Below are 12,263 nucleotides of genomic sequence, written 5' to 3' on the forward strand. Positions count from 1 at the left end.
CGTGATACACTGCCCGCCATTGTTGACAGGACATTTCCCATGCTCGCGCCCAAAGACTTCCTCGATGCCCTGAGCGGCACCGCCTCCCGCCTCTTCAGCGGCGACACCCCACTGCCGAAAAGCGAAATCGAAAGCCAGTTCAAGGCGCTGTTGCAGAGCGGCTTCAGCAAGCTGGACCTGGTGAGCCGGGAAGAGTTTGATAGCCAGATGGTCGTGCTGGCACGGACGCGGGCACGGTTGGAGAGTCTTGAGGCGAAGGTTGCGGAGCTGGAAGCGAAGCTCAATCCACCGGCCGAGTAACGCCGCAGATCCCACTTTGAAATCCGATCTAATGTGGGAGCGGGCTTGCTCGCGAATAAGGTCGGAACGACCTTCAGATTTACCTGTAGGAACTGCCCAACGCTGCGATCTTCTGATCTGCCGCCCCGCCACCATCTCGGCAACGTCCTACAAAGATCACCACCGCCGTCCGATAGCGTCGCAAAGCCCAGGTTCCTAAGCTCATCCTCAGCTGAATATTCAGCACTGGGTTTGGCGACCTGGAAGCTTAAGGTGCACGACGACCATCTCTCGAGTTATGGCGGCTGTGCGTGGGAGACCTTCGGGTCTGCCGGGTTCCTTTTGCTCCGGTTCGCCAACCCGCGTACAGCTGCCACCCCAATCGTTTGGCGACGATTGACGGCAGCCTCTTTAGCAAAAGGAGCTGTATCAATGAATAGCGATGACGCTTATCTGTCCCCACACGTCTTCACCCGCCACAAACTCCACCTCCACACCCTACTGTTGGAAAACCAAGCCTGGTTCTGCGCCCGAGACCTGGGCCGATTGCTTCGCCTGTTCCTCGACGAACGCGCCGTCCGTAAACTCGATCCCGACCAGCACCAGACCTTACGGATACTCATCCACGGCACCATCGAAAACACCCTGCTAATCAGCGAGTCCGGCGTCTACGCCCTACTCGTCTACCACTACTGCCCCGAATACCGAGGCCTGCGCGAATGGCTAACCCACAACGTAGTGCCAGCCCTCAGAGACGCCCAACAACCCACCTCAACCGAACGCCCGATCCTGAGCCTGCTGAACTGGCCAGAGATGTCGTTGAGTTTGCTGCACTGGAATAACCAACCGTGGATTAGGTTGCAGGATGTTCCGCAGATGCTGGCGGATAGTGAACGGCCGCAGCCTGCAGTCAATGCACCTTGGTGGAAGCGTGCTTCCCGAATACTCCAGGCATTCTGAACGACAAAAAAAACCCCACGTTATAGCGTGGGGTTCGTTCAGGAATTGAGGATCAGGCGCAGTGCGGAAGCCGCTCAACCTGATCCCGGATCGCTGCCCCTCGCTCAATCTCGGCTTTGCGCAAATCGTAAGTCGATTGCAGGTTCAGCCAAAATTCCGGGGTCGTGTCCAGACAGATAGATAGCCTTAGAGCCATATCAGCGCTGACACCCCGACGCTGGAGCACGATGTCGTTCACCGTTGGTGTCGAAACGCTCAATGCTCTAGCCAAGGCTGCCGCCGTAAGGCTCAGAGGCTCCAGGTATTCCTCTTTGAGGATCTCGCCGGGGTGAACCGGGCGCATACCATTCTTAGTCATTACTCACCTCAGTGATAATCGACGATTTCGACATTCTCTGGCCCGTTAAGACCCCAAACAAAGCAAATTCGCCATTGAGCGTTGATACGGATGCTGTGCTGACCTTTTCGATTTCCCCCCAATGCCTCCAAGCGATTACCCGGCGGTGATCGAAGGTCAATCAGTACGGCAGCAGCATCAAGCATCGTCAGCTTTCGTTCCACGACACTCAGAATGGCTGACTACATACGGGTCTTACCGTTGCGAAACAGGTACTCGGTCTCAGAACACTTAAAGCTAACGATCATAATTTAAAGCTTAACGTTATGCATTAATCTTGAGTGTATAACCTGAATTCACTTATGCAAATGCGCCAATGCGACTCCCGCTACGCCTGATTCGAAACAAAAGGTGAACAACCTCAGCACCGTGACTGTATTCACTAAGGACGCAGGTCTTGGCCTCACCGAAGCCCGCACATAAAAAACCGCTTCCTCAAGGCGGTTTTTTTTCGCCTTCGATTCAGCTTTCGCCGCCGTCCTTCATAGATCCAGGCAACGTCCTACAACAACCTCATCCCGCGACTGATTACGTCGCAAATCCCCACTCCCTTACGCTTCACCCATCAGAAAGACACTCGCAACATCCTGCGAAAATTTGGCGCCTGCGCCATCACGCGCCCCCGACTACCCTTCAAAAAACCGCAGGAAGCGGTTCCCGTAAAGCTCAAGGAACGACCATGTCCCTCTCCATCGTTCACAGCCGCGCCCAGATTGGTGTCGATGCGCCCGCCGTTACCGTAGAAGTCCATCTGGCCAACGGTCTGCCGTCATTGACGATGGTTGGTTTACCCGAAGCGGCAGTAAAGGAAAGCAAGGATCGGGTGCGCAGCGCGATCATCAATTCGGGGCTGCAATTCCCTGCGCGGCGCATCACGCTGAATCTCGCGCCTGCGGACTTACCTAAGGATGGCGGACGGTTTGATCTGGCGATTGCCTTGGGGATTCTGTCCGCCAGCGTGCAGGTGCCGACGCTGACGCTGGATGACATTGAATGCCTGGGAGAGTTGGCGCTGTCAGGCGCGGTACGTGCCGTGAGAGGCGTGTTGCCGGCCGCGCTGGCCGCACGAAAGGCCGGGCGCTCGTTGATGGTGCCGCGGGCGAACGCCGAGGAGGCGTGCCTGGCGTCGGGGTTGAAGGTGTTTGCCGTGGATCACCTGCTGGAAGCCGTTGCGCACTTCAATGGACATACGCCGGTCGAGCCCTACGTTTCCAACGGGTTGCTCTACGCCAGCAAGCCGTATCCCGACTTGAATGAGGTGCAGGGGCAAATCTCGGCCAAGCGCGCATTGCTGATTGCGGCGGCTGGGGCTCATAACCTGCTGTTTAGCGGACCGCCGGGAACCGGGAAAACGCTGTTGGCGAGTCGTTTGCCGGGCCTGCTCCCTCCTTTGGCCGAAAACGAGGCGCTGGAAGTCGCAGCTATTCAATCCGTCACCAGTTGCGTGCCCTTGAGCCACTGGCCGCAAAGACCATTCCGCCAGCCCCATCACTCCGCCTCGGGCCCGGCATTGGTGGGCGGTGGTTCGAAACCGCAACCCGGCGAAATAACTCTCGCCCACCATGGCGTTCTGTTTCTCGATGAGCTTCCGGAATTCGATCGCAAGGTGTTGGAGGTTTTAAGAGAGCCGTTGGAATCCGGCCACATCGTGATTTCCCGCGCCAAGGATCGCGTGAGGTTTCCGGCGCGCTTTCAACTGGTGGCCGCGATGAACCCGTGTCCCTGTGGATATCTCGGCGAACCCAGCGGCAAATGCAGTTGTACACCGGACATGGTCCAGCGTTATCGCAACAAATTGTCGGGGCCTCTGCTGGACCGGATCGACCTGCACCTGACTGTCGCTCGGGAGGCCACAGCGTTGAATCCTGCGCTCAAACCCGGCGATGACACCGCCACTGCTGCGGTTCTGGTCGCCAACGCCCGGGAGCGTCAAAACATACGCCAAGGCTGTGCCAACGCATTTCTTGATTTGCCAGGGCTGCGTCGACACTGCAAGTTATCCACAACCGACGAAGCGTGGCTGGAAACTGCTTGCGAGCGTTTGACCTTGTCACTCCGGTCGGCCCACCGTCTGCTCAAAGTAGCCCGTACATTGGCAGACCTTGAACAGGTGAATGCAATTACACGCGCGCACTTGGCGGAAGCATTGCAATATCGACCAGCCTCAGCGTGAAAACGTCAAAGAGAATTTTGAAAAGCTTAACCCGGCCAGAAGGCGACAATATGTTACCGCCTAGATTCCTGAACTTTGTAAGAGCGTTGACCGAGAAGACGGAACAAGGCGAATTTTCCTGGAGTTATGACGACAACAACTCGTTCGTAAAACTAAAAGAAACAGGATTTTCCCTTTCTCTGCGCTACAGCTTCAACTCCGATGAAAAATATGCGGAGTACGTCATCTATTACTTCGATGATATCGAAGACAAGGAATACCGGTTTTATACCAATCAAACCTGGAACGACTTCGACTTTATCCGGCGTTTGTTTGATGCCGCACAAGCCTCAAAAATGAGGCTTCCCTTTTGACACCTCAACGAGCAGTGAATACCTATCGCAGACATTACTGCTCGTCTCGCCCTCTCGACGGACAGGGAGTTAAAGTGAGTTTACTCCTTGCTCAAATCCACCAAAGGCGCCTGCCGCACCTCAGTCTCCCGACCACCCTGAATGTCGTTCACCGTTTTCAAAGCCTTATCCACAGCCCCTTTATCCGCCAGCAAGCTATACCGGATCTGAAACTGCCTCTGCTCTTTAACCCCAATCATCGGCACCAAACCAAGTGGCCGCTGATACCGACGGTTGTAGGAAAAACTCGTCCCAGGCTCCAATCCGGTTACATACCCCTGCCCTTGCGTATCCGTGTTTTTCCACAGCGAAAACACTGGCAACTGCTGAGTATTAAACCCAACCGACACCCCAAGGCTCCCGGCTTTGTTATGCAGCACGGTCAGCGTATCGCCCTTGGCATCGCTGTAAGGCACGACGTTGTAAACCGTCTCGTCGTAGTCCTTGGTTGGCGCACGGTAAGTTTGCCAATCCGGCAAATCCCCTTTGGCCTTGTCGTTGAATGGCGATACCTGTTTCACCGGTGCGGCGAAACGGGCGCCCTGCTCCAGGAATGGAGTACTGAAATTGCTGTGGTACAACGCCTGATATTCCTTTGGATAATCGCCGTTGTTAGTGAGGGTGTCTTTGAGGGCGAACGCTGCGCTGCCGGGCTCGGTGACCAGTTCGGTCATCACCGAGAAGTCGACTTTCTTGAACGCCTGCTCTTTCAGCTCGCCGCGCAGGCTGATGGTGTAAGGCGCTTTTTCATCGATGTGCAACGTGACTTTGCTGGCCGGGATGTTGGCGGCGCGGCCGTGGAGCGTCAGCAGTTCACCGTTGTCCATGCCGGGGTGACCGACCCACTCGTAGCCACAGCGGGCGACCAGTTCGTTAAAGCCTTCCAGCCAACCCAATCCGCCGCGGCCATTGAGTTCGATGAAGGACGGATTGACCACGTCCTTGACCGGCGAATCCCAACCCATGCGCAAATCACCGACCGACGCCTGCAGGACGTTCATCCCGCGGGTCGGCACCACCGAGAGCTTCATGGTGCCGTTATCGATATCGACGATGCTGACGCCCTCCTGCCGACCGCCGTGCAAGGTGCGCAGGGTGACCGAGAAGGGTTTACCGGTTTTGATGCCGAGTTGCTGACTGGTGATCTGCCAGTTCTGGGCCGCTTTGTCGGTGTCGAGCAACACGTAGTCCCAAGCCATGGCGTGGGAGGTAGCCGACAGCGCACCGAGAGCGATGATGAGTTTGAGCGGAGTCATGACAGGAGCCTTTCTTGGAGTTGTGTCGTTTTTATAGTCTTGCTGAAACGATTCATCAAGCTTAAAAACAACACAACTCAGCTCATGGCAGAGAAAGAATGCGGCGGTGCCTCAGCGGAACCGATCAACCTCATGCCGCAAATCCGCCGCCAGCTTCTCCAGCTCTTTGGCGGTGATCGCCAGATTGGACACCACTTCTCGCTGCTCACTGTTCGCCAGGGCAATGCTTTGCAGGTTGCTGCTCAGCAAGGTGGCGGTACTGCTCTGTTCTTGAGTGGCGGTGGTGATCGCCGCGAATTGCTGACCGGCCGAGCGGCTTTGCTCATCGATCCGTGCCAGGGCACTGGCGACGTTGGCGTTGCGTGACAGGCCTTCCTGCATCAACACATTGCCCTGTTCCATGGTGCTGATGGCGTTGCCGGTTTCCTGCTGGATGCTTTGGATCATGCCGGAAATTTCATCTGTCGCCTGGCGGGTACGGGAAGCCAGGTTACGAACCTCATCGGCTACCACGGCGAAACCACGCCCCTGCTCACCGGCACGAGCGGCTTCGATGGCGGCGTTGAGGGCCAGCAGGTTGGTTTGATCGGCGATCGAAGTAATCACGCCGACGATGCCACCAATTTCCTGGGAGCGCTGACCCAAGGTATTGATCACCGTCGCCGTGCTGTTCAGCGCGCCGGCGATTTGCTCCAGAGACGAGGACGCTTCGTCCATCGACGTACGACCGATCTGGGTTTGCTGTGCGTTTTCCTGAGCCAGACGCTGGGTGTTACCCATGTTGTCGGCAATGTTCAGGGAAGTGGCGCTGAACTCTTCCACGGCGCCGGCCATGCTGGTGATTTCGCCCGACTGCTGCTCCATCCCTTCATAGGCGCCGCCGGACAGACCGGACAAGGCCTGGGCGCGGCTGTTGACCTCTTGCGAGGCCTTGCGGATGTGTTCGACCATGGTCGACAGCGCCTGGCTCATCTGGTTGAACGCGCGGGCCAACTGACCGATTTCGTCATTGCTCGATACGTTCAGCCGCACGCTCAAATCACCGGCGCCCAAGGCTTCGGCCTGACGCACCAGATCACCCAGCGGCGCGAGTTTGCTGCGCAGCAACCAGACCGCCGCCCCCACAGCGATCAACATCGCCAGCAGACTGCCAATCGCCAATTGAATGCCGACACTCCAGGTCACGGCACGAATTTCGGTTTTCGGCATGCTCGCCACCACCGACCATGGGCCGCCTTCAAACGGTACGGCAATGCTGTAGAAATCTTCGGACTTGTCGCTCCAGAACTCGCCCTTGCCCGGCGTTCTCGCCAAGCCAACGATGGTCGGAGTCGCTTGATCCAGCGCTTGTACGCCCGCGATCGGCACCAGCCATTTGCTCTGTTCATCCAGCAGCGCCAGGGAACCGGTCTGGCCGATACGGAAGCGCTTGAGGTTGGCAAACTGCGCGTTCTGCGCGTCGGTGTAGTCGAATCCTACGAACAGAACGGCAATCACCTTACCGCCGCTGTCACGTACGGGGGTGTACTGAGTCATGTAGGAGCGTTCGAACAACAAGGCGCGACCGACGTAGGCCTGCCCCGCCATCAAGCGGGCATAGGCCGGGTTCGCGTGATCGAGCAGCGTGCCGATGGCTCGGGTGCCATCCTGTTTGCTCAGGGACGTGCTGACCCGGATGAAGTCTTCGCCGCTGCGCACAAACACCGTCGCCACGCCGGCGGTCATTTGCTTGAACTCATCCACTTCCTTGAAATTGTTGTTCAGCACTTCGCTGCCCAGGTGCAGGCCCGGCGTCTGCGCGCCCGCTACCGCCACCGGTTCATCCGGGTGCACGCTCAAACCGGCGCTGAAGCGCTTCTCGAACAGACCGCTCAGGCGCTGGGTGCTTTCACGCAACGTGCCGTGAAAGGTACTCAACTGATCGGCCAGCAACCGGGCTTCACTGGCCAGGTGTTCTTCGCGGGTGGCAAGGTTGGCGGTGTCCAGCGAACGCAGGGCGAACACGGTACTGCCGCTGATGACAATCGCCAGTATCACGGCAAGCGCAAGACCAAGCTGTGAGGCGATCCGGGCACGAGGTTGAGACATGACAGCTCCTGGCCGAGCGACCGGATCCTCCTTGATCTGGCTGCATACTCAGCAAAATTCTAATAATGGGAATTGCGTCGAACCTGCACGAAGGTTCCACCTGCATTTTCGGCGGAAAATCTGAATACTTGAGTAATTAGCCGGGATATGGCTCAAGGCCGCCATTGCGGCGGCTCTATCGATTCAGCCCAAGTGTTGAACGTCAGGCAATTCCATTGCTCGGGCTTCTCCTTGCAGGAAGTCGCTGAGCCTGCGCAAACGTTCACCTCCGGGGCGGGTTTTCGGCCAGACCAGGTAATATTTCTCACCGCTGGCGACGGCCGTCGGCCACGGCAGACTCAGACGTCCCTGAGCCACATCTTCCGCGACCATCAGCAGATCACCCATGGACACGCCATAACCTCGGGCGGCAGCGATCATGCCCAGTTCCAGCGTGTCGAACACCTGCCCGCCCTTGAGCGACACCTGATCCGCCAGCCCCATGCGTTCCAGCCAACTGCGCCAGTCGCGACGATCCGGTGTCGGGTGCAGCAGTTCGGCATTGGCCAGCCGTGCGACATCCCACGGTTGATCCTGCAAAAGATTCGGCGCGCCGACTGGAATCAGCTCTTCCGGGAACAGGAAACTCGCCTCCCAGTCCGGCGGAAAATGCCCGTTGCTGAGGATGACGGCGCAGTCGAACGGTTCATGGTTGAAGTCCACCGAGTCGACGTCCATCCAGGCGCTGGTCAATTGCACCTCGTTGCCCGGTTGCAGGTGCCGAAAGCGGCTGAGCCGTGCCAGCAGCCAACGCATGGTCAGGGTCGACGGCGCTTTCATGCGCAGGATGTCATCTTCGGCGCGCAAGGTATTGCAGGCCCGCTCCAGGGCGGTGAAGCCTTCGCGAATACCGGGCAGGATCAACCGCGCCGACTCGGTCAGTTGCAGATTGCGCCCGCTGCGGTGAAACAGCCGACAGGCAAAATGCTCTTCGAGCGTACGAATATGCCGACTGACCGCACTTTGAGTAATCGATAACTCTTCGGCCGCACGGGTAAACGAGCTGTGCCGCGCCGCCGCTTCGAATGCGCGCAGGGCATACAAGGGAGGAAGACGACGGGACATTCGGAAAGCTCCTATAGCGGGATTCGGTCACCCTAGCAGAAACTCTTCAGCATGAGTTTGAATCATGCAACCCATCCTTTTTATCCCTTTGTGCAAACCCCGTAGAGCGCCGAGAATCGACGCTTTCCTGTCCTCTCTGATAATCGAGCGTGATGACCATGCAGCATCCAGCACGTACCGAACTCTGGGCCATCCTGCGGCTGGCGGGGCCGTTGATTGCCTCGCAGTTGGCGCACATGCTGATGATCCTCACCGACACCTTGATGATGGCGCGCCTGAGTCCAGAGGCGCTGGCCGGTGGCGGTCTGGGCGCAGCAACTTATTCGTTCGTGTCGATCTTCTGCATTGGCGTGATCGCCGCGGTCGGCACCCTCGTGGCAATCCGTCAGGGTGCCGGCGACATCGTCGGCGCCGCCAGGCTGACCCAGGCCGGGTTATGGCTGGCGTGGTTGATGGCGTTGGTGGCCGGGCTGCTGCTGTGGAACCTCAAGCCGGTGTTGCTGCTGTTCGGCCAGACCGAAACCAACGTCCACGCGGCCGGGCAATTCCTGCTGATCCTGCCGTTCGCCCTGCCCGGCTACCTGAGCTTCATGGCCCTGCGCGGCTTCACCAGTGCCATCGGCCGGGCAACACCGGTGATGGTCATCAGCCTCGGCGGCACCGTGGCCAACTTCCTGCTCAATTACGCATTGATTACCGGCATGTTCGGTCTGCCGAAACTGGGGTTGATGGGCATCGGGCTGGTTACCGCTATTGTCGCCAACTGCATGGCGCTGGCGCTGGCCTGGCACATACGTCGGCATCCGGCCTACGACGCTTATCCCTTGCGTCAGGGCTTGTCGCGACCTAACCGTCAATACCTCAAGGAACTGTGGCGCCTGGGCCTGCCGATTGGTGGCACCTACGCGGTGGAAGTCGGACTGTTTGCGTTCGCCGCGCTGTGCATGGGCACCATGGGCAGTACGCAAATGGGCGCACACCAGATCGCCCTGCAAATCGTCTCGGTGGCGTTCATGGTTCCGGCGGGGATTTCCTATGCGATCACCATGCGCATCGGGCAGCACTACGGCGCCGGGCAGCTGCTGAATGCACGGCTGGCCGGACGGGTCGGGATCGCGTTTGGCGCGGCGGCGATGCTTGCCTTCGCCATGGTCTTCTGGTTGCTGCCGAATCAGTTGATCGGTTTGTTTCTGGACCACAATGACCCGGCGTTCCGCGACGTTATCAACCTGGCCGTGAGCCTGTTGGCGGTCGCCGCGTGGTTCGAGCTGTTCGACGGCACGCAAACCATCGCCATGGGTTGCATTCGTGGGCTCAAGGATGCCAAGACCACGTTCCTGGTGGGTTTGGGGTGCTATTGGCTGATTGGCGCGCCAGCCGCCTGGTGGATGGCCTTCCATTTGAATTGGGGGCCGACGGGTGTCTGGTGGGGATTGGCGCTGGGGCTGGCGTGTGCGGCGGTGAGTCTGACGCTGGCGTTTGAGTGGAAGATGAAAAAGATGATTCGTCGGGAGCCATCGTCAGGGGCAAGTTTCCAAATCGCCCAACCTGACTAAGATCCCTGTGGGAGCGGCGGTGCGACGATTCGACTTGCTCGCGAAAGCGGTGTGTCAGTCGACATTGATGTTGACTGACACGGCCTCTTCGCGAGCAAGCCCGCTCCCACATTGGTCCGACATTAACTCACGACTTCCAGTGCAGGCTGCTGACTGCTGCCGAAGGTTAGGTATTCAACCAGCTCCGCCAACGGCAACGGCTTGCTGATCAAATATCCTTGCACCTGATCGCAGCCAAACCCGCGCAACAGATCCAGTTGCTCCGGCGTTTCTACGCCTTCGGCCACCACTTCCAGATTGAGGTTGTGTGCCAGATTGATCATCGCGTGGACCAGTTTTCGATTCTCTTCGCGCTGTTCCATGCCGCCGACAAAGCTCTTGTCGATCTTCAATAAGGCAATCGGCAGGCTGTTGAGGTGCACGAACGAAGAGAAACCGGTGCCGAAGTCGTCGAGGGAGAAGCGCACACCCAGACGCCCCAGGGCATCCATGGTCTGTTTGACCAGATCGCTGCGGCGCATCACCGCGGTTTCAGTCAGTTCGAACTCCAGCCATTGCGCCTCGACGCCACGCTCGGCAATCAACCGGCTCAGCGTCGACAGTAACTGGCTGTCCTGAAACTGCCGGAACGACAGGTTGATCGCCATGTGCAACGCCGGCAAACCCCGTTCGCGCAACGCCTGCATGTCGCGCAAGGCACGGGAAATCACCCAGTAACCGAGCGGCACGATCAAACCGCTCTGCTCGGCCAGCGGCACGAATTCGCTGGGAGGCAGCAAGCCGCGCTCGCCATGACGCCAGCGTACCAAGGCTTCGAGGCCGACGATCTGCCCGTCCTCAAGGTTCAGGCGTGGCTGGTAATGCAATTCCAGCTCGTCACGACGCAATGCCCGGCGCAGCTCGCTTTCGAGGTCGGCCATGCTGCGGGCATTGCGGTTGATGCGTTCGTTGAAGATGTGAAAGGTACAGCCCTGCGTACTTTTGGCTTGTTGCATGGCGATGTGTGCGTGCCACATCAGCGGGTCGGCGCCGGCCTGAGCCCGGGCGTGGGCAATACCGAGGCTGGAACCGATCAACAGGCTTTCGCCATCGACCCAGTAAGGTTCGGCCAGCGCTTCCGTAATGCGCTCGGCCATCCATTCGGCGCGCTGAGGCGCGCGGCGGGTGTCGATCAGCAGGGCGAACTCATCACTGCCCAGCCGCGCCAATTGATCGCTGGCCTCAAGCTGGCTTTTCAGCCGCGCGACCACTTGCAGGATCAACCGGTCACCGGCCTGGTGGCCGAGGGCATCGTTGGCGTGGCGGAAGTTGTCGAGGTCGAGGTGACCGAGGGCCAGGCCGCGGCCGTCGTTTTCCGCCAGGCGTGCCGCCAGTAAGGTCTGGAAACCCTGGCGATTGGCGATGCCGGTCAGCGGGTCTTGCTCGGCCAGGCGCTGCAGGGTGTTTTCCAGCACGCCACGCTCGCGCACATGCCGCAGGCAACGGCGCAACATGCCGGGATCGAGCAAATCGCGCACCAGCCAGTCACTCACACCATCGGGCGGCGACAGCGGCTCATGTTCGAGCAGCAATACCGTCGGCAGGCTGCAACGGCCAGGTAGAGGCTGAAGCGCTGGAATCGTCAACAACACCGCACCGCGGTTGTCATCGAACAGACTGCTGACTGACTCCCAGCTCGGCGCGCTGATCAGCACGGTCGAGCTCCCCATCGGAGCCAGACACTCACGCAACAACGCTGCCCACGCTGGCTCTTCGGCCAGTAGCAGCAAACGCAAGGGTTCGACAGGCGTAGACAAGCTAGCTCCCTAGACTCTGCAAAGATGTAGGCGGCGGCATTATGCAGCGCCGATAACCAATGACCAAATGACACCGGTTAACAAACGCGGCTTTGTATCCGGAATTACGAACATTAGACGCAAACTCACCGCGCATCCTGCGTGAAAGTATCAAAACCGGCAAATATAGATAGCGCGCTGCGTCACAAGTCGGAGAGAGCAGCACAATTCGCTGAGCCTGTTAAAATGCCGGCCCATTTCGCAAACGACTCCCTGATTTCGT

The 12,263-nt window shown here is 58.7% G+C and carries 11 protein-coding genes; 5 read left to right on the forward strand and 6 right to left on the reverse strand.

Annotation, left to right across the window (positions count from 1 at the left end; genetic code table 11):
• Window positions 1-39: 39 nt before the first annotated feature.
• Entirely contained in the window at window positions 40-300 is a 261-nt protein-coding gene (locus ACMXYH_RS31415; protein ID WP_008076132.1) for an accessory factor UbiK family protein, read from the forward strand.
• A gap of 411 nt (window positions 301-711) precedes the next feature.
• Entirely contained in the window at window positions 712-1,239 is a 528-nt protein-coding gene (locus ACMXYH_RS31420; protein ID WP_415765916.1) for a BRO-N domain-containing protein, read from the forward strand.
• A gap of 52 nt (window positions 1,240-1,291) precedes the next feature.
• Here ACMXYH_RS31420 and ACMXYH_RS31425 read toward each other — a convergent pair whose 3' ends face one another.
• Both ACMXYH_RS31425 and ACMXYH_RS31430 read right to left on the reverse strand, forming a co-directional pair.
• Window positions 1,292-1,597: a HigA family addiction module antitoxin gene (locus ACMXYH_RS31425; protein ID WP_030129123.1), complete on the reverse strand. Its 306-nt coding sequence runs from the start codon at window positions 1,595-1,597 to the stop codon at window positions 1,292-1,294.
• Between the two features lie 8 nt (window positions 1,598-1,605).
• Window positions 1,606-1,812 carry a type II toxin-antitoxin system RelE/ParE family toxin gene (locus ACMXYH_RS31430; protein ID WP_415767771.1) on the reverse strand — a complete coding sequence of 69 codons (207 nt, stop codon included), beginning with the start codon at window positions 1,810-1,812 and terminating at the stop codon, window positions 1,606-1,608.
• A 503-nt stretch (window positions 1,813-2,315) separates the two neighbouring features.
• Here ACMXYH_RS31430 and ACMXYH_RS31435 point away from each other — a divergent pair.
• Window positions 2,316-3,809 carry a YifB family Mg chelatase-like AAA ATPase gene (locus tag ACMXYH_RS31435; RefSeq protein ID WP_415765917.1) on the forward strand — a complete coding sequence of 498 codons (1,494 nt, stop codon included), beginning with the start codon at window positions 2,316-2,318 and terminating at the stop codon, window positions 3,807-3,809.
• Window positions 3,810-3,826: 17 nt separating this feature from the next.
• The gene (locus tag ACMXYH_RS31440; protein WP_415765918.1) at window positions 3,827-4,162 is read left to right on the forward strand and encodes a hypothetical protein; all 336 of its coding nucleotides are present in this window, start codon (window positions 3,827-3,829) and stop codon (window positions 4,160-4,162) included.
• A gap of 80 nt (window positions 4,163-4,242) precedes the next feature.
• On the opposite strand, the gene ACMXYH_RS31445 is transcribed toward ACMXYH_RS31440, so the two are convergent.
• From ACMXYH_RS31445 to ACMXYH_RS31455, 3 genes are all read right to left on the reverse strand, one after another.
• Window positions 4,243-5,457 carry an aldose 1-epimerase family protein gene (locus tag ACMXYH_RS31445; RefSeq protein WP_415765919.1) on the reverse strand — a complete coding sequence of 405 codons (1,215 nt, stop codon included), beginning with the start codon at window positions 5,455-5,457 and terminating at the stop codon, window positions 4,243-4,245.
• 111 nt (window positions 5,458-5,568) lie between these two features.
• Window positions 5,569-7,545 (reverse strand): methyl-accepting chemotaxis protein, encoded by a 1,977-nt coding sequence (locus tag ACMXYH_RS31450; protein ID WP_415765920.1) that lies wholly within the window; start codon window positions 7,543-7,545, stop codon window positions 5,569-5,571.
• Between the two features lie 183 nt (window positions 7,546-7,728).
• Window positions 7,729-8,649: a LysR substrate-binding domain-containing protein gene (locus ACMXYH_RS31455; protein ID WP_046053830.1), complete on the reverse strand. Its 921-nt coding sequence runs from the start codon at window positions 8,647-8,649 to the stop codon at window positions 7,729-7,731.
• A gap of 158 nt (window positions 8,650-8,807) precedes the next feature.
• Between ACMXYH_RS31455 and ACMXYH_RS31460 the strand changes: the two genes are divergently transcribed.
• A complete protein-coding gene (locus ACMXYH_RS31460; RefSeq protein WP_415765921.1) occupies window positions 8,808-10,205 on the forward strand; it encodes a NorM family multidrug efflux MATE transporter in 1,398 nt (465 codons plus the stop codon).
• Window positions 10,206-10,327: 122 nt separating this feature from the next.
• Here ACMXYH_RS31460 and ACMXYH_RS31465 read toward each other — a convergent pair whose 3' ends face one another.
• Complete coding sequence (locus tag ACMXYH_RS31465) at window positions 10,328-12,001, reverse strand: putative bifunctional diguanylate cyclase/phosphodiesterase (protein ID WP_415765923.1); 1,674 nt, start codon at window positions 11,999-12,001, stop codon at window positions 10,328-10,330.
• Window positions 12,002-12,263: the final 262 nt, after the last annotated feature.

The sequence above is a fragment of the Pseudomonas frigoris genome (assembly GCF_047758635.1).
Taxonomy (GTDB): domain Bacteria; phylum Pseudomonadota; class Gammaproteobacteria; order Pseudomonadales; family Pseudomonadaceae; genus Aquipseudomonas; species Aquipseudomonas frigoris.